Below are 20140 nucleotides of genomic sequence, written 5' to 3'. Positions count from 1 at the left end.
CATTGAATCGCCTTCAGACGGCTTGCAGTTTTGCCGCCAGCTCGCCCAGTTGCTGCTTTTCATAAAACAGATCAGGCATCAGACGCGTGCCGAAGCGTTTATTCACGCTGTCCGTCAGTTGCACCACCATGATCGAATCCAGCCCCAGGTCATGGACCTGGGCCGACTCGCCGATCTCCTGCGCTGTAAACCCCAGCTTGTGCTGCAGTTCGTGTTGGATGAAGGCCAGAATCCGCCGCCCCAGATCGGGTTCGTCATCCTTGCCCGGCTCTGGCGAGCCACTGCCGAGAGCCGCCACCGAGGGCTCCGGCAAGGGCCCGGCAAGCGCCATGTCCCGCGCACCAACGCCGGTTGCCAACCAAGGGTGATCGCGACGGATATTCGCCAATGCTTGCTCGCTCAGATGCAGGCTGACCCGGTCGGCCTTGACGCAGATCTGCGCCTGTTGATCGAGCACCAGCACGCAGGCCGACAGTTCATCGCCGTCCAGGCTGATCTGCGTGAGGATCACCGAGAAGCTCCCGGCCGGCTGCTGGTAGCAGCACAGTTGCTCGATATTGCGCACGATGACCCGGCCTTGTGGCAGCCCCAGCTCATCCAGCAACAGGTACAGCGCCTTGTCGATGGTGGTCGCCAGGTAAGGCGTCAGTTGAAGGTTGCGCGCATGGTGATTATGCCGATTGACTGGCGGACGGCCCTCCAGCAGCAAACCGCTATGGCCGATGAACCCATCGCCCTCGGCCTCCAGGTAGGGCGCAAAGTCATAACCGGCCTGCACCAGCCGCTGATGGGCATCGACGGCGTGCGCCAGGCCACCAGCGGACGCTGGCTGGCGGTTGAACAACTCGCTGGCCGCGTCCAGCAACGACTGCGCCAGCACCGGCTCGTTGCCGGTCAACGGGTTGATCAGCGCGAACCCCAGGTTGAGCGACGCCTCGTCTTGGCGACGGACATCGAATTCCAGCTCCAATTGCTCGTCGTCGATTTCCAGCACACGGTACTCCAACGCCGCGACGCTGCCCCAGTCGTCGATGAAGTGCTCGAACGCGCAGGACACCGCCAACGGGCAACCGTCAAACCGTGACACCAGCGCTGGCATCGCCAGCGCCACATCGGCAAAGTTGAAGGCACTCAGGCGCTGCCGGCCTTCGACCTGGTAAACGTAGTCGAGCAGTTGGGCCTTGATGAAGTCAGTGCGAAACAGCGCGCCAGGCTGGAGTGTCGAGCCGCTCTTCCCCACCAGCGGATGCAGTTTGCCGGTGAACATCAGCGGATTGAGGATCGCCGACTCATAGCCCGGCTCGGTGTACCAGCAACGACTCTTTTCGAAACCGTAGACCGGCAAGCTGATCCGTTGGGGCTGCTGGTCATACAGGCCGGCCCAGTCGACCTGGTGGTCACCGTTCAGCCATTGGCTCAGCCGCAGCGTCAACGGGTCGCCGGGGTCGGTGTCCGGCAGTCGTGCGGCATCGGTCTCCTGGAAACGGTAGAACGCCACACCGTCATAGCGCCCGTCGATACAGGCCCCCAGCGCCGCCAGCAGCGCCTGCCGGCTGGCGCAGCGGATGACCAGGCGGTTACGCAGGTTGTTCTTGCCAACCTGCAACGTATGGGCGATCTGCGCCAGGGAAGCCTCAGTGCTGGCCAGCCAGTCCCTGAAGCGGCTCAGGTTGTCCATCAGCACCGCCAGCTTGTGCACCGAGAACACGAACGCCAGCCGCTCATCGTCGATCTGCCCGGCGCGGTCCACCGGCTCCGGGTATTCCTCGACGATCAGGTGCGCGTTCATCCCGCCCGCGGCAATCGAGGTCAGCCCCGCCCGGCGAGGAAACTGCTGCGGTTCTCCGTTGATCAGCCGCTGGGGTCGATGCCACTCCTGCAACTGCTGGGGCACCATGAAGGGCGTGGCGGCGAAGTCGATATCCTGGTTGAGCAGGCCGGAATGGATCGACGGCGCGATCTGCCGATGCTTGAGCTGCAACAGGGTTTTGGTCAAGCCGGCAACACCCGACGCGGCCAGTAGATGACCGATGTTCGACTTGATCGACCCCAGGTGGCAGAACTGCTTGTCGTCGGTGTCCTGGGCAAAAGCGTTGGTGAGCCCCAGCACCTCGATCGGATCCCCCAGCCGCGTGCCCGAGCCATGGCCTTCAACGTAGGAAATCGACGACGGATGCACCTTGGCCTGCGCCATCGCCTGGCGGATCGCCAGGGTCTGCAGGTCGGGGTTGGGTACGTTGAAACCGTTGCGCTCGCCGGCGTTGGTGATCGCCGAGCCCTTGATCACCCCGTAGATCTGGTCCCGGTCGGCAATCGCCCGGTCCAGGCGCTTGAGCAACACCGCCCCCACGCCTTCACCGATCACTGTGCCGTCCGCGCCCACCCCGTAGCTGTTGACCGACTCTGAGGTGATCGAGGTGAAGTTGCCCTGGGACGTATTGACCGCCGTGTACGGGTGGTACATCAGGTTCAGGCCGCCGGCCAGCACCATCCGGGTCTCGTCATGCCTGAGCATCTGGAAGGCGGTGTGGATGCAGGTCGAGGACGACGAACACATGGTGTCGATGAACAGGCTGGGGCCGGTCAGGCCGTAGAAATAGGACACCGTCATCGGGATGGTCGCCATGCCCGACCCGGAAGCGATCGAGCCGCCGGACAGATTGTGCTCGAAACCGTAGTAGTGGTAGTCGTTGGTCATGGCGCCCAGCAACACCCCGACATTGCCGCCATAGCGGCTTTGCAGGGTTTCCCTGGAGTAGCCGGCGTCCTCGAAGGTATGCACCGCCACCTGGAGAAACAGCCTGACTTCCGGCGACATGTGATCGGCATAGACCTTGGGCATCTTGAAATAGCTGTAGTCGAATTTGTCCACGTCCTTGATGAACGAACCGTTGATGCAGGTGGTCTTGCCCAGCACCTCACGGTTCTTGTAGTAGAGCTTGCGATGGTCCCAGCGCTCCTCGGGAAACTCGCTCATGCAATCGACGCCATTGGCCAGGTTCTGCCAAAGCTGGTCCATGTTGTCTGCACCGGGGTAATAACCGCCCAGGCCAATCACCGCCACATGCTGCGCCAGGTCAGCGTCCTCCAGCGGCTCGGCTGCCCCGGGGTCGCGGCCGGGCAACGCCGGACCGTGGCCGGCAAAGCGCTCGAATGCCGGTGCTACCGGGGGCTGGCTTGCATGCGCCGCAGCAATAGGTGCGGCCGCCGGCTGATCTTCGGCGCCAAACAACGCGGCAAACTGGTCGCGATACCTCACCGCGAAATGATCGACCATGCCGGCAATATTGACGTGCTCGAAAAGCAGGGTCTTGGGCAGCGAACCCAGGTGCTTTTCCAGCTCATGGGTCACTCCCACCGCCATGATCGAATCAAAGCCATAGGCCTCGAATTTTTCTGCCGGATGAATTTTCCCCGGGTCAAGCTGGGTCACCTTGGCGATCACCTTTGTGACAAAGGCCTCGATGCGTTCCCGCAGCTCGCTGGCGTCAAGCGCCGCCGTGCTCCTGGGCGGTTGCGCGGGGGGGCTGGCCGCAGAGTGCGGCGAGGTGGGCAGCGCTTGACCGAGGGTCGTCAGCCGCGATGCCTGGCCATACACCACCCAGGCCTGGGCGCTGACCGACTGCGTCAACAGCTGGCGCAGGCTGGCGAGCCCCTCCTCCCGCGGCATTGGCACAATGCCGAACTGTTCGCGCATCTGCTGCTCGATGACCGGCGCCAGGCGCATGCCGCCGTCGCGCCACAACGGCCAGTTGATGCTCAGCGAGCGCCCCTTGCGCCGGCCATCGGCGCTCAGGTTCTGCCGGTAGTGCATGCAGGCATCCATGTAGGCATTGGCGCAGGCGTAATCCGCCTGCCCCAGGTTGCCCAGCGCCGCCTGGGATGAACAGCACAGCAGAAAATCCAGCGCCCGCTCGCCGATGGCCTGGTCCAGCGCCTCGATACCCGCCACTTTCGCCGCCAGTACCTGCTCGAAGTCGCTGGCGGACTTATGCATGATCAGGCTGTCGCGGATCACCCCGGCGCCATGGATCACCCCATGCAAGGCGCCCTGGTCGGCGTAGATCCGATCAATCCACTGCCTGACCGCCACGGCATCGCTGACATCCAGCGACTGGTAGTGAACCTCGGCCCCCAGTGCCTGCAATCGTTCAAGCTGCTGTTGCACAGACGCGCTCAGAACCGAGCGCCCCACCAGGTACAGCCGCGGATGGCGACAACTGCTGGCGATCTGCTCAGCGAAGAGCAGGCCAAGGCCGCCGGCACCGCCAGTGATGCCATAGACGCCGCCATCGCGAAAGGGCGTGGGCTCATCCTGCGCCGGCGTTTGCGTGGCCAGCTCACGCCATTGGCGGGCGTACAGACTGCCGCTGGCAAACACCCGCACCTGGTGATTGCAGTGCAAGCGGCTCTGCTCGGCAATCACCCGGCTCAGTGCCGCGTCGCCCATGTCGGGGTCCACAGCGACCAGCCGGGCTTTCAACTGGCAATCTTCAATCATCGCGGTTTGCAACAGCGCATCCAGCGCGCTCAAGCGCAGGTCATCCTGGCCTTGGGCAACATACAGATGCACATAGTGGCCCGCCTTGGCGCCGTGTTGCTGCAGGCACTGCAGCAACGCCAGCGCCGCCGCCTGGTAGACCGCCGCCCCCGTCGCGCCCGGGGCCCCGGGCAAGACGCTGACGTGCTCGCCGAACTGGCGTTGCAACTGATCCACCACCGTGTCTGGCAGCCCAAGCAGTAGCAGGTGTGGCCGGACCTCGGCCGGCAGCGCTTCACCGGGACGCTCAAGGGGCTGCCAGAAAGGGGTACGGATCAACCGCCCAAGCGCCTCGCCAGACGGCTGTTCCTGTTCCTTGGCTTGGGCCGGGTCCGACGGCGGTTCGGCGCGGGTCCTGCGCGCGCTGAAACCCTCCAGTTGCAGCAGGCATTCGCCGGCGTGATTGCAGATCTGCAGGTCGATTTTCTCGAGCGCCTGCGCCTCGCGGCGGCTCGCCAGCACCGTCAGCGATCCAAGGCGCAGCGCCTGTTCGAGCGAGCCGTACAGACGCAGGCTGTCCATGGCAAAAGGCAGTGCCGGCTGGCCTGCCCCCGATGACCCGGCGCCCAGCGAGGCGGCAATGTGCAGCGCGCTGTCGAGCACTCCCGGGGGCAACCACAGGCCTTCCAACTGCGGATCAAGCGCAGTGCCCGACAACTGGCCGAGCACCCGCTGGCGCCCTATGCGGATGTGCCCGGCAGCGCGGAAGGTGTTGCCGTAGTGCATGCCCATGCTCTGAAAGTCACGGTACAAGGCGTCGTGGCTGCGCTCGCCGAGGTTGCAGTCGGCCTCCCAGGCCGCCAGATCGAGCGCTGGCGACGCGGGAGTCGCAACGCTTGCCAACAGCGCGTCACCCTGGGCGTGCAGTTGCTCAAGCGTGCCATCGAGGCTGTAGATCCTGAAAGACAGGCTGTCGCCGGCCTGCACCGTCAACTCACAGTACAGCTCGACCTCGCGCGGCTCAGCAGCGACCGCAAACACCAGGGGCCGCAGCCAGACCATGTTGCGCAGTGTGACCTGCTGCGGTGGCCGTTCGCTGGCCCTGACAATCGCCTCACGGGCCATTTCAAGGTAGGCGACCCCCGGAAAAATCAACTGATCGCCAATTCGGTGATCGGCCAGGAAAGTTTCCCGACCGTCGAAGCGGCTGACAAAACACTGGCGCGCCAGGGTTGAAACATTGTCCTGCAGCAGCGGGTGCAGACGCCCCCTGCCCCGGCTGGCCTCGGCCGGGCCCGAGCGCGGGCGGGGTTCAGGCCAATAGCACTCGCGGGCAAAGGGATAACCCGGCAGCGACAGCCGCGGCGGCGGCGCAGCAAACAGGCGGCGACCGTCAATTTCGTAGCCTTGTCGATAACAGTCCGCAAGCCCCGACAACAGCTCGCGGAGCTCGTCTGCCGCGGCGTTGAGGCTGTCGTCCAGCAACTGATGGATATAGCGGGTGACGGTCTTGCGCGGGGCAAACTCGCGATCGACCTCGCCACCAAACAGGTTGGGACGCTTCTCCCCGGCCAGATAACGCTGCAGGCTGTAGCGCGCCTCCTCAAGGTCGGCGGCCACCCAGGCCAGGCGATAGCGAAAATGATGCCGACCTTCGAGCAGGGTGTGGCTGATCGACGGCAACTGCTCATCCCGGTAACCGTCCTGCGCCAACGCCGCGTTCAACTGTGCGACCTTTTCCTGCAGGGCCTCGGGGGTCTTGGCCGAAAGCACCAGCAGGTAGCTGGGCCGCCGGAACACGGTGCAATCCGGCGAGCGGCTGTAGCTTTGCAACACGACGTGAGCATTGGTGCCACTCATGCCGAAGGCACTCACCGCACCGATCCGCTCGCGCTCACGACCGGCCTGGGGCCAGGCCTTGTTGGCCTTGTTGACGTAGAACGGACTCTGCTGCCACTGGATATAGTCGTTTTCCTGCTCGCAGTGCAGGCTGGCCGGAATGGTTTCATGGCGCAGCGCCTGCAACAGGCTGATGACGCTGACCAGGCCCGAAGCGGCAAAGGTATGGCCCAGATTGGTCTTGGTCGAGGTCAGCGCGCAATGGCCCGGCGTATTGCCGCAAAACGCCTGGTTGAGCGCGTTGATCTCCACCGGATCGCCCAACTGGGTGCCGGTGCCATGGGTAACGATGTAATCCACGGCCTGGGTATCGATCCCCGCGCGGCGATAGACGTCCTCTAGCAACCGCTGCTGAGAAACGCCGCTGGGCGCCGTGATGCCGTTGGTCTTGCCGTCGTAGTTGAGGCCACTGGCGCGCAGCACGCCAAGGATCCGCTCGCCGTCGGCCTCGGCACGGGCCAGCGGCTTGAGCAGCACGCAGCACACCGCCTCGCCCGGGACCATGCCGTTGGCGCGGTGATCGAAGGTGAAGCACTTGCCATCCGGCGACAGCATCCCGGCCTGGGTCATGCCGATAAAGGCGTCCGGCGAGAAAACCAGGTTGACCCCGGCCGCAATGGCCATCTCGCACTCCCGGTTACGCAGGCTCGATGCTGCCTGATGCAGCGCCACCAATGCCGACGAACAGGCCGTGTTGATCGCCATGGTCGGCCCGGTGAGGTTCAGAAAGTACGCCAGCCGCGACGCCAGAATGCCGTTGTGGCTGGAGGTCAGGCTCTCTTCGCCGGCCAGCCGTTGGAAATCGCCCTCCTCGACGCCGACGAACATGCCGACCCGTTGTGTTTCAAGGTGACGCGGACCAATGCCGGCGTATTCCAGGACGTTCCAAGCCTCCTGCAACAGCAGCCGCTGCCGGGGATCGAGGGACTTCGCCTCGCGAGGCGAGATTTCGAAAAACAGCGGATCGAACTCATCGATTCCCGGCACGCTGCCCATCCAGATACAGCGGGTCTTGGCGGGGTTCTCCCGAGGGTCGCCGTAATGCTCGCGCCAGTCGAAGCGCTGCGCAGGGATCTCGCCCACCTGATCACGGCCCTCAACCAGTACCTGCCAGAGTTCGTCTGGGTTGCGGGCCCCGGGAAAGCGCCCACTGATGCCGATGATGGCGATGGCCTCGCTGTCCAGGTCCGCGGGCGGGGCAATGGCCGCGAGCGGCAATGGCGCGGGCATGGACGCCGGCTCAAGCGTGTTTGTCGCGGCGCGGCCATAACAGGCTTCGATGGCCTCCCGGTGTTGCCCCAACAAATGCACGACGAGTTTTGCCAGGGTCGAGTGGCTGAAAAACACCTCCGGGGTCAGTTTCAGAGCAAAGTGCCGGTTCAGCAGCCCGGCGTACTCCGCCAGGCTGATGGAGTCGAAACCGAAGTCGGCCAGGTTGGCCTCCTCGCCCAGGGTATGCGGCTCGGCATTGAGCGGCCGGCTCGCCAGGTCCCGCAGGTCCCACAACAGCGACTGCGCCAGGTCCAGCCCCTTGAGCTCGGGGCGGCTCTGCGCCGGGTTGCGCGTCGCAGTGGGGAGCAGTGCGGCGCCCCGGGCCCTGGGCGCCGGATCGTTGATCCCGGCCACGGTCTGCTGCAGCCGTGCCGGCTGTCCCGCCAGCACCAGCACCTGGTCGAGGTCACTGCTGACAATCTGTTGCAGCACTGCCAGCCCTTCAGCACTTTCCAGCATCCGCTGGCCGCTGGACTTGAGGTAGAACCCGGTCGAGGCCTGCTCGCCCACCGCCATGCCGCCGTCACGCCATAACGGCCAATTGATAGCCACTGCCCGCCGGATGCGGCCGGCCTGGATGTAACGCGCATAGGCCTGCTGGAAGCGGTTGGCCTGGGCATAACTGCACGCGCCCATATCGCCCAGCAACGCCGAACTCGAGGAAAAGTGGCAGATCAGGGTCAGCGGCTGGGCGGCCAGCACTTCATCCAGTACCTGGGTGCTCCGGACCTTGGCCTTGAGCACCGCCTCGTATTGTTCGTCCGAGCTGTCCAATACACCGCCAGCAGCCTTGATGCCGGCGGCGTGGATCAGGCCCTGGATCGGCCCGCTCTGCGCCAGCACCGCGGCCAGTGCCAGCGTCAGCGCCTGAGGGTCCGCGCAGTCGGCCTGTACATGGAACACCCGGCAATGCTCATGGCTCAGGCTGTCGATGCGTGCCTGCATGACCGCCGACAGCGGCGAGCGACCGTTGAGGATCAGCCGCAGCTGCCCGCGACTGCGGTGCCTGGCCCGGTTCGACAGCTCGCCCGCCAGCAGCAGCCCCAATCCGCCGAGGCCGCCGGTGATCAACAGGGTGTCGATCTGGTCCAGCGCCAGGGGCTCGATGGCCGGCGCAACGCGCACCGGGATCAAGACCGGCCGCAAGGCGGTCGTGTCCTGGTACAAGCGGCTGCCCGCCGGCTCGCTGCCCAGTTGCAGGCACAAGCGGCGTAGCCAGCGTTGCTCATCGGCGTCACCGCGGGGCACGTCGATCGCCACCTCGATGGGGCACGCCAACACCGCGCCGAGAGAGCGCTCGATCCCTATCCACGACTCAAGGTGACAGCGCTCAAGGGCGTCGTCGGCGCGGCCCGCCAACAGCAAACGCTCGACAGGCGCCTCACTGGCGGCGATGGCCTTGAGCAAGGCCACTATCGGGCGGCTGTCGCTGATCCAGCGTCGATCATCCATGCCCCACACATACAGCAGCCGACAGCGGCCCTGGCCCTGCAGCAGCTGCTGCAGGCCTGCCTGCAGTTGCTGTGAGTCGTGGGCCGCTACCCGGTAATGGCCATCCGCGTCACGGCGGTTGGCCGTATCGGCGGCCACGAAGATCAGCTCGGCGTGCGGACTCAGGGTGCGCAGCTCCACGGCCAATTGCTCGCGCAGTTGAAGATCGCCCAGCAGACAGATCACCCGCGCCATCGGGGCACCCGGCTGTGGTTCCTCGGCCTCCTGCCATTGCTCGGTAAAGGTCAGCAATGTGGATTCGGCGGCCACGGGTGCGCTCGCCAACGCCGGGGATGACGCGCTGGCCGCCGGCGCTTCCAGCCAGTGCCGTTCCCTGGCGAAGGCATACCCCGGCAGGCTGATTCGTGCCGGTACAGGGCCCGCGCCATACAGGCGCGCCCAGTCGATGCCCTGTTCCTCGCCTGCCCCCGCCAGCCACAACGCGGCCAGTTGCTGCAGGTCCGCCGCGGCCAGGGCCTGCTCGACGTTCAAGTGGGCGACGCCAAGGTCGGCATCGCGCGCGCCGGCTAGCCAGTCGTGCAACTGGCGCTGCAATTGTTCAAGACTGTCAACGGTGAAAACCGCCCGGCTGGCCATCGCCTCGCGCCCGATCTGCAGGGTGTAGGCCAGGGCGGCCAGATCTGGGGCGTGCCGCTTCAGGTGTTCCAGCAGGCCTGCGACCTGCGCTTGCAGGCTCTGCTCAGTCCGCGCGGACAAGGGCACCAGCACCCTCTGCCCCTGATGGCTGGCGAACAGGCGTTGCTCGCGGTATTCCTCCAGCACCGCATGGGCGTTGGTGCCGGAAAAGCCGAATGAACTGACCCCGGCGCGCCTTGGCGTAGCCTGCTCCGGCCAGTCGCGGCCCTGGGTGTCGATCAGCAGCGGCGAGTCTTCAAGCTTGATATGACTGTTGCACTGGCTGAAGTGGCCCAGGGCCGGTAGCTTGCGGTGTTTCATCTGTTGCAGCACTTTGAGCACCCCGGCGATGCCGGCCGCGCCCTCGGCATGGCCGATGTTGGCCTTGACCGAGCCGATGGAGCAAAACCCGCGGTCATCGGTATAGCGCGCAAAGGCTCGTTTGAGCGCATTGATCTCGATCGGGTCGCCGAGCCGGGTGCCGGTGCCGTGGGCCTCGATGTAGCCCAGGGTCCGAGGATCGATCCCGGCGTTCCGCCAGGCATGCAGGATGACGTTCTCCTCTCCCGCCACGCTCGGCGCCGTCAACGACGGCGTGTAGCCGCCATGCAGCGCCGCCGAGCCCTTGATCACCCCGTGGATCGGATCGCCATCGGCCAGGGCCCGCGACAAGGGCTTGAGCAACAGCGTCGCAACGCACTCCCCTGGCACATAACCATCGGCGCGGGCGTCGAAGGTGTGGCAACGCCCCGTCGGCGACAGCGCCCGGATCGCCGAGAAATAGCGGTAGTGCCAGGACGACAGCAGCAGATTGCTTCCACCGACAAAGGCCATCGCGCACTCGCCGTTGCGCAAGGCCGTACAGGCCGCGTGCAGGGCCACCAGCGACGAGGAGCAGGCGGTGTTGAACATCAGGCTCGGCCCTTTGAGGTCGAAGCAGAACGAGATGCGGTTGGCGGCGATGGTCCCACTGCCGGTGGCGATGTAGGGGTCCATCGGCAGGCCGAGTTCGCTGATCTTGTCGAGGTACTCGTTGAAGCAAGAACCGATGAACACCCCGGTGTCACTGCCACGCAAGCGCTGGATCAGCCCCGCGTCCTCGGCGCAGGTGTAGGCGCTCTGGAGCAGCAACCGGACCTGCGGGTCCATCCACTGGGCTTCGCGGCGCGACAGGTGAAAGAAGCCGGCGTCGAACTTGTCGACGTCGCGGATGAAACTGCCCCATCTGGAATAGGTCTTGTCCTTGGCCTCGGGGTCGGCATCGAACCAGGGGACGATGTCCCAATGATCCGCCGGCACCTGCGTGATCAGTTCCCGGTCCTCCCAGATGTTCTGCCAGAACTGCTCCAGGTCGCCAGCCTCGCCGAACCGGCCTTGCATGCCGATGATCGCGATCTCCGCCTGCGGCGCCTCGCCCCGGTGAGCGATGGCGCCAGGCTCACTGGCAGTGCCTGGCTCAATCAGCACTGGCGCCTCAGGTGTCATGCCCTGCCCATCCAGCACCCGGATGAACGCGGTGCGATGGTGCTGCCAGAGAAACCCCGCCAGCTCGGCGATGCTCGGGTACTCAAAAAACACCGTGGGTTCCAGCTCGATGGCGCTTGCGCTGGCAATCCGTTCAGCCAGATGGACCAGTTGCAGGGACTCCAGCCCCAGGTCCATCAGGTTGCGCTGGCGGTGTTTTTTTTCCACCTGAGGGGCGCCGAGGGCCTGCAACTGTGCCAGCAGATAGTCCTCGATCGCCCCAGCGCTGCCGCAGCTCTCGCTGACGCGCGCTGCCTCGCCTTCAACCAGGCGAGCATCGCGCAGGCGCTTCAACGAGCAGCCGTTGAATTGAGCAACCAGCACACCGTCGTCGGCGTAGAGCTGCGCATCAAACAGCACCAGCTCGCCGGAGTGCTTGAGCAGATGGACGTGAATCCAGCCGCTGGCCGGAGCCTGGCGCCGATACAGGGTCAGCGACCTGATTCCCAGGGGAATGTAAGGGCTGGCCAGTTGCTCCCCGGCAAGCAACGGGATGACGCTCAGAAACGCGCTGTTGATCAGCAACGGATGCAAGCCATAGTGGCGTGAGTCCGCGCGGACCGCCTCGCCGAGCGCCACCTTTGACAGCGCCTGATTGCCATCCGGCAACTGGTGCAGCGCTTGCAGGGTCCGGTAGCTCTGGCCAATGTGCATCTGCGCGCTGATCCGGTAGATCGCTGCCAGGTCCACCCTCGTCATGCCGGCCATGAGCTCGGCCGGCACGGCTTGCTGATGCTGGCCACCGACCACCATCAACTCGCCACTGGCCGCGACCTGCCAAGGCGCCAGCGGGGCGCGCCGGCACACCGCCTCGAATCCCTGCCCGGCAGGTTCACGGGCACGGATCGCCACCTCAACCTGCTCGCCTGAGGCCACGGCGATCGGTGTGGCGAAGGTCAGCTTGTTCAACCGCAGGGCTTCGTCGTCGCCGAGCTGGCCCAGGCCATGCTCCAGTGCCAGGCTGGCGTAGGTCAGCCCCAGCAGGATCTGCTGGTGATTGAATTGATGATCGCGCAGACAGGGCTCATCGTAGTGATAGACAGCCGCGGCGATCAGTTCAGCGCTTGCCGCAGGCAGTTGAACCAGGCGCGGCGTGGCCTCGTGGCGAGCACCGGCCCTGAGCCTCTCGAACTCCAGGGCCGCGTCTTCGACGCTGATTTGCTGACGTTGTATCTTGCGGTGCAGAACCCTGATTTCACTGTCCACTGCTCTCTCCAATCCCTGGTTCTGATAATCCGTGCAATGCCTGATAACGATGTGCGCCCTGGCCTGCTCAGCCGCCACTCAGGTCGAGGAAAGCCTTGTTCGAGGGACGCAGGAATGGCAGGTAGGCCGGCGGCGGCATCTTGCCCACCAGGCGCGGGGCAATGCCCTTGGGTCCTAGCTCCCGAGCCAGCATCGCAATGAACAGGGTGATTTCCAGGGCCGCGACATGCCGCCCGAGGCACGCATGGGGGCCGCCACCGAACTGGCAGGTTTCCACCTGGTTGAGCGCCCGATCCAGCCCGAGCCAGCGCTCCGGCTTCCAGCGGTCGGGATCGGGGTAACGCTCGGGATTGCGCGAAACATGCAGCAGGCTGACCCCGGCCATCACCCCGGCGGGGATCCTCCGGCCCATCAGTTCGAACTCAGTGTGCACCTTGCGCATCTCAAAGGGTGCCGGTGGATAAAGGCGCATGGTTTCGCGGAATATCGCTTCGGCCAGCGGCACCTGGCCGACCAGTTCCTCGTGGGTATAGGGCAGGCATTCAAGGCCGGCGACCTGTTCACACAGTTGCTGCCAGACCAGCGGATGCTGCGACAGCATCAACATTGACCAGGCCATCACCGCCGCCGTGGTTTCCGAGCCGGCAAACCCCAGCCCAAGGATGTTGTGCACCAGTTCCACCTCGGACATGCCATTGCCGTGATCATCGCGGCCGAAGATCATCGCCCCGACCAGGCTGTCGTGATCATTGTTGGCCCGGGTAGTGGCAACAATCCGCGCCACCCGCTGCTCCAGCCAACCCCGTGCCTTGCGACAGCGCCAGGCAGGGAACCCGGGCAGGTTGACCTTCAGCGGGATCATGCCAAGGAAGAACTCTTCGTACTGGTGACGCCACAGCGCCAGCTCATGGGTCTGGATGCCGAGGATCCGGAACACCACTTCCAGGGCGATGTCCTTGGTCTGGGGGAAAATCGCCAGTTTGCTCTCGCCGGTCCAGTGCTTGAGCCGCTGATCGATGGTTTCCACGACAAATTGGCCAACCTGCGCGCGGGTCAGTCCCTTGGGCGTAAAGGCATCGGTGCTGGCGCGCCGCGCATTGCGATGGCGCGGGCCGTCAAACGCGTTCATGGCCTCACCGGTGATCACCGGCATCTGCTCACGCAGGAACGAATTGTCGGTGTACTTGTTCTGCAGGATCGCCAGCCCCGCCTCGTCCATGATCTGCAACACCGGCAGTTGGCTGCCGAAATAGGTCCAGAAGATCGGCCCGCAGACCGCCTCGGCCTGGCGCAGCTCACCGAGCGCGTCCTTGCCGATCTTGTGCACATGGCCGAGCAAGGGAATTTTCCCGGGCATCACCGGGAAGCCGTCCTTGATCTTCACCTTGCCGGCAGTCACAGGGGCTGACGGGGCTGCGGGCTGGCCAGCACCCGCCTCGCTCGGCGTGCCACTGGTGGCTTCTTGAATATGGTTCATGAGCATCCCTGTTCAGTGGTTAGAGGTGGTCAGCAGCTGTTCAAATTGCTCGGCGCCCAGCTCGCCGCGGCCGATGCGCCGATACAGCTCCTCGGTGAACCGCGCGGCAGGTGCGGTGTCGGCCTGGGCCGATCGCGCCCGTGGATGTTCGAACTCATAGCCGGGCAGCCAGATCCGGTTGCCGCCCTGCGGGTACAGCGTCGAAATATCCAGCTCGGCGCCGCAACACCAGGCTTGCCCCCTTTGGCTCAGTGACCCCGAGGCCGTCCCGTGCTCGCCCTCTTCAATTCCATCGATCGGCGTCAACCAGCAACCGCTGTCGGGGGTGCCGTCCAATAACCGTTGCAGCCGCACCTGCAGTTGCTCGTGGCCATCCACCAACAGCGCTGCACGGTGGGCCAGACGACGATCGCGCAGGGCTAAACTGTAGGCCAGATCTGACACTTCGATGGATGAATCAGCAATGATCAGCGCCTGGAGTTTGTGCAGGTAGGCCAACAGGCTTGCAGCGCTGGCCGCGGCGACCATCAACAGCTGTTCGCCCCCGGCCCTGGCCAATGGTGGTGGCGACACCTGATGTTCCTCGACCACCAGAGCGGCATAGCTGCCACCGGCACCAAAGGAGTTGATCAGGCACCGACGCGGTTGCACGCTTCCATCCGCCGCCAGCAGCGCGGCCCAAGGCGAGGCTTGCTGTTGCAGGTAGAAAGCGCTGCCATCGAGCCGGATATGCGGGTTCAGTGGCTCGGCATTGATGGACGGCGCCAACTGCCGGTGTTGCAACTGCAGCAGCACCTTGGTCAGTTGGGAGATACCGGATGCCGCCTCAAGGTGCCCAATGTTCGACTTGACCGTTCCCAGCGCGCAGCTCCCGGGTGGCTGTTCGCCAAAGACCTGTTTCAACGCCGCCACTTCGATCGGGTCACCCAGCTCTGAGCCATTGACCGCGGCTTCAACGTAGTTGATCTGCGCCGGCGTCAGGCCCGAGCGCCTAAGGGTCTGGGTGATCAGGCGGATTTTCTGGCGGGTGTTGGGCGCCGAATACATCAGTTGGCCGCCGCCATGGTTGATCCCGCTGCCCTTGATCACGCCACAGATCCGGTCGCCATCGGCCAGCGCGGCGGCCAGTGGCTTGAGCAGCACCGCGCCAACCCCCTCGCCCGGGAGCATGCCGTCACTCTGGCCGAAGCCGCGACACCGATCCGCACTGCCAAGCAAGTTGGCCAGCTTGAGGGTCTGGTACCTGGACGGATCGAGGATCAGGTTGACCCCACCGGCAATGGCCATTGCACAGTCGTTCTGCAACAGGCTCTGGCAGGCCAGGTGGATCGCCGACATCGAGCTTGAGCAGGCGCTATTGACCGCCAGGCTCGGGCCCTTGAGATCGAAGAAATGGGAAATCCGGTTGGGGATCTGCCAGTCCGTGACATTGGCCTTGATCGCCGCATGGGCAGGATTGCTCTCGCGCCCTGGCGACGGGTTGTACATCGACCCGACAAAGACCCCGATCGCCGCCACGTCGTCCTGCTGGAACCGCGCCAGTGCGTCGCGGCTGTAACCTGCATCCTCGAAGGTCAGCCAAGCCACTTCAAGCATCTGGCGCAACGCGGGCGAAAGGTGCTGCGCCTCGCTGTCGCTGATCCCGAACAGCCCTTGATCAAAGGCCTCGACCTGCTCCAGGAAGCCGCCGTAGCAGCGTTCATCGGCCCAAGGCTGGGGCCCGTTCAAGGTCTGCGACCAGCGCTGGTCCGGGACCTGGCTGACGCAGTCGCGGCCGTTGCGCAGGTTGTCCCAAAAGCCTTGAAGATCGGCAGCCATCGGGTAGCGACCACTCACGCCAATGATCGCGATGTCGCGGTTCGACGCCTCGACTCGGTCCGACTGCCGGGGCGCCGGCCTGGCCGGGGCCTGACGAATGGGTGCGGCGGGTGCGGCGCAGTGCGCCACAGGTTGCGCCGGTCCCTGGCGCGGGGCCGACTGCAACGGCGCAAAATGCCGGGCCAGCGCCGGGCCATGCTCGGCCAGCAGATAGTCCGCCAACTGATTGATGGTGTTGTGTTCAAACAGCAGGGTCCGCGACAGTTCGCCGGCGCTTTTCTCCAACGCCTGGATCAGGCTGATCTGCAAGATGGAGTCGACGCCATAACGATCAAACGCCGCATCGCGTTGCAAGCGCTCGGGCGCGATGTTCACCAACTGCGCCAGAACCCCGGTGATCAGTTGCCGACACTGCTCCGCCAACAGGTGTTCAGCGGTGTCGGCCGGGATGTTCTTCGGCTTCGGCCGCGGCACTTGCGGCTCGGTGGCTGTGGCTGTGGCTGTGGCTGTGGCGACGACGGTGCGCGGCGCGGGCAGACACACCCGTCCATCGCTGGCGGCGACGATGACCTGCTGCCCCAGTTGATGACTGGCGGTGGCCGGGAAGGCAATGCGTTCATAGCCCTGCTCCTGCAGCAGCTGCTGCCAGCGCAGTGGAGACAGGCCCGGGCATCCCGGGATGCGCAACGCCGTATCGTCATGCAGCCACCAGCCCTGGAGCAGGCCAAAGGTCAGGTGGGTGAACAGTGAACGGTCGCTGATTTCGTTGAGCAGCAGCAGGCCGCCCTGGCGCAGCGTGGCCTTGACGTTTTGCAGGGTGCGCCGCAAGTCCGGCGTCGCATGCAGCACATTGGTGGCGATCACCAGGTCATAGTGCTGCAGGCTGATGCCTTGCTCGGCGCAGGCCTGGGTGACGTCGAAAATCGCCGTACGCAGGTAAGGTGCCTGCGCCGCGAACTGCTGCTCGCCATGGCGCAGGAACGCCTGGGACAAGTCGGTGTAGCAGTATTCGGCGATGCCTTGCTGCCAGGGACGCAACCTGTCGATCAGCCCGGCGGTGGTGCCCCCCGTGCCGGCGCCGATCTCAAGAATCCGTAGCGGCCTGGCGCCCTCGGCCTGCCGGCGAGCGACATCGACCACCACTTCCCCCAGCACCGCGTTGAAGTAATCACAGGTCCGGTTGTCTTTATAAATGCCCTCCACCAAGGCCATCGAGCCACCGGGGAAGATCACTTCAGTGGCGTACTGCTCGCCACGCAAGATCGCCGGCAGGGCCTCAACGCAGGTTTGCACCAGGTCCAATTGGGCCTGCAGGTCACCCTCGCGGCGCCACTCCTCACTGGCCTGCTGCCAATCTGCGCACAGCGTCGCCGGATCAGGCAGGGCCACCAACAGCCGGCCCTGCTCATCGATATCACCGTTGTCCACCAGCAACCGCAGGCTTTCCCGTAGCCAGCGACGATAAAACGGCTGGGCCTGCAGATTGGCAGCCACTGCCGGGTCGGCGCCGAGCCGTTGCTCGGTCAGCGGCCCGCCAGCGGCCAGTTCACCGAGACAGGCCAGGGTATGCGCCAGCAGCAGCCGGTCCATTGCCCGGGCCGCCGGATGCTGTTGCGGCGCACGGCCACAGCGTTGAACCGCGTCGCCCCAGTTATCGTGCGTCAGTGGCGCGTCTGCCGGGTAGCAATCGAGCTGCCTGTCGCTATCGATACCGGCAATGGCCATCGGCTCCAGCAGCTTGATCAAGCCCAACTGCGGCAAGGGACTGGCCAGCAGCCAGTCCAGCGCCGCCATGCCGTCCGACGCTTCGATCGAACCCAGGCCCTGGGCGGCCATCCGCGCCCGATAGCCCGGCTCGGCCACCACCCCCACCGAGCCCCAATACCCCCAGTTGATCACCTTGACCGGGCATCGCCCCTGTTGATCGAGCCGGGCGGCAAAGGCATCGACAAAGGCGCAACCCGCAGCGTAGTTGCCCTGCCCCGCGGCTTTGCTGAAGGCAACCATCGACGAGAAAAACAGCAGGAAATCCGGCGCCGGGGCATCCGCCGCCGTGCAGACCTGAGCCAGCCCCATGCTGGTCAGGCGCTTGGCTTGGAAAACCGCGCTGAACTGCGCCTCGTCCATCTGCGCAAGGCGGCCATCGTCGAGTACCAGTGCCGAGTGCACCCAGCCATTGATCGGGCCGCAGGCCTCGACCACCTGCTGCCGGGCCCGAGTCAGTTGCCCGATATCGGCGGCATCGGCCTGTATGTACAACGGCGCTGGGGCCTGGCACTGCGCGGCAAACTGCGCCAGGGCCACAAGCTGCTGATTGATCGCCTCGTCCGCCTCGCGGCGGCCCAGCCAGACCACCTGGGCACGCCAATGACTGATCACATGGCGCGTCCATACTTGGCCAATGCCCCCGGCGCCGCCAATCACCACGTACACGCCGCCTTCGCGGTAATGCACGCCGCCAATCTCGGCACAGGGTCGCGAGGCCAGCGGCAACAGCCGCTGGCTAAACCACTCACCCTCGCGCCACGCCAGGCACTCACCCGCCAGTTGCGGTTCGGGCAACGCCTGGGGCAGCGCCTGGCTGCCCAGCGGCAGGTCGATCAGTTCCACCCGCCACGATTCATGTTCCTTGGCCAGCGCCCCGGCCAGGCCATGGCAGGCCGCCTGCTCCGGCGCCAATGGCTCACCGGGGCGCAGCGCAATGCTGGTGGTGAAGATCAACTGCAGTTGCAACGCCTGCTGGGCAAACCCCAGTTGCAACAGGGCCTTGATCAGTTTGAACAGCATCAGTGCAGCATGATCGCCAGCCTCCGCGGCCTGCTCGGTTGACGCCTGCGGCGCCAGCCAGATCAGTCGTTGAAACGGCGCACAAGCCGCCAGTTGCGCGGCAATACCGTCAATCGTCGGCGCCAGTAAGGGCAAGAATTCGATCTGCGCATGTTGCCCGACCAACCAGTTGCGGCGCTCACTTGATGCACCAATGGCCAAGGTCGGCAACGCCTGCGGCGGCGTCGACGGGTTATCCGCAACCCGCCACTGCGGCGCCAGCAAACTCAGCCCAGCCGGCAGCAGCCGCGTGTCATCGACGGGGCCCGGACGTTCAGCCCCGGCCGGTATCGGCCGCGAGCTGAAACCACGCAAGGCCACGGCGATTCGCCCTTGCTCGTCGCACAGGTCGATATCGATCCGCTGCACAACACTGCCCGGAGTGCGACGCTCAAGGCTTATCAGCGCCCACATCAGCGCTTGGCAGGAACCGTAGACGTCCAGTTGCTCGACGGCAAAGGGCAAGCGTGTCTCGCCGGGCTCGTCACGCTCTTGCAGCAAGAGGCCGAGCGAGGCCTGGACGGCAGAATCCAACAGGCCCGGGTGCAGCACCCACTCGCCCTCAAGCCACTCAGGGGCCAGTTCAAGCCGGGCCAGCACCCGGTCTTCACCCAGCCACAACCGGCTAACCCCCCGATGGCCGGGACCATAGTGGATGCCCATCGCCGCGAACAGCGGGTACAGCTCGGCGGCTTCAAGGCTGCGTTGCCAGGGCGCCGCGCAGAGGCTGTCCAGGTCCAGGGCGGGCACGGAGACGGGAGGCATCACCTGCGCACTGCCCTTGCAGTGTTCCAACGCGACACCTTGGGCCTGCGAGTAGATTCTGAACTCGACCTTCTGCTGCGCCAGCGTCAGCTCGGTATGCAGCTCATCGTGCTGCGGCGTCGGCGTGTAGGGCGCCAGCCAGACCACGTTTTGAAACTGCAGCGGGCCACCAGCCAGCGCCTGCCCGTCCAGCGAGCGGGCAATCGCCGCCCGGGCCATTTCCAGATAGCCGACGCCAGGCATGGTCTTGCGGCTGTCGACCTGGTGGTCGACAAACCAGCTTTCCTCCCCCTGCCAACGGCTGCTGAAGCGCTGCTGATAGAAGTCCGAGGTATTGCGTTCGAGCAGCGGGTGCAACCAGGCGCGGCCTGGGACAGGCGCGTGCCCTTGGCTGCGGCTCAGGTCTGTCACCCAGTAGCGTTCCTGGGCAAATGGGTAGCCTGGCAGGCTGAGGCGCCGCCGCCCGTGGCCGGCCGGATAGAAGCGCTGCCAGTCGATCGTCAAGCCCTGGGCCCACAGTTCCAGCAACTGCGGGTACTTGCGTTTATCGATCCAGGCCGCCAGTGCCGCGGCCATGTCTTCGTCCTGGCGAAACAGCGCCAGCGCCGGCTGCTCGCCCTCACCGGTGCCGCGATAACGTGCGTTGCCCGTTGCGGCAAAGTCATTGAGCTGGCGTTGCAGATCGCTCAGGGAGTCGCTCAACAGCGCCAGCCGCTCCTGCATCAGGTCCCGGCCAACCTGCAGGG

Annotated in this window: 3 protein-coding genes (1 of these 3 only partly in view); all 3 read right to left on the bottom strand. The window is 65.2% G+C overall.

Annotation, left to right across the window (positions count from 1 at the left end; genetic code table 11):
• Positions 1–13: 13 nt before the first annotated feature.
• Entirely contained in the window at positions 14–12508 is a 12495-nt protein-coding gene (locus PLD_RS12555; RefSeq protein WP_159893016.1) for an SDR family NAD(P)-dependent oxidoreductase, read from the bottom strand.
• Positions 12509–12575: 67 nt separating this feature from the next.
• Positions 12576–13985 (bottom strand): cytochrome P450, encoded by a 1410-nt coding sequence (locus tag PLD_RS12550; protein WP_159893014.1) that lies wholly within the window; start codon positions 13983–13985, stop codon positions 12576–12578.
• A 12-nt stretch (positions 13986–13997) separates the two neighbouring features.
• Positions 13998–20140: the 3' portion of an SDR family NAD(P)-dependent oxidoreductase gene (locus PLD_RS12545; RefSeq protein ID WP_159893012.1), read on the bottom strand. Its footprint extends 6073 nt past the window's final position; 6143 of the gene's 12216 nt are visible here — the last part of the coding sequence; the start codon falls outside the window, past its right edge — the gene reads right to left on this strand; its stop codon occupies positions 13998–14000.

It is taken from the genome of Pseudomonas sp. LD120, assembly GCF_009861525.1.
In the GTDB taxonomy this organism is placed as follows: domain Bacteria; phylum Pseudomonadota; class Gammaproteobacteria; order Pseudomonadales; family Pseudomonadaceae; genus Aquipseudomonas.
This window is presented reverse-complemented; position numbering and strand designations above follow the sequence as displayed.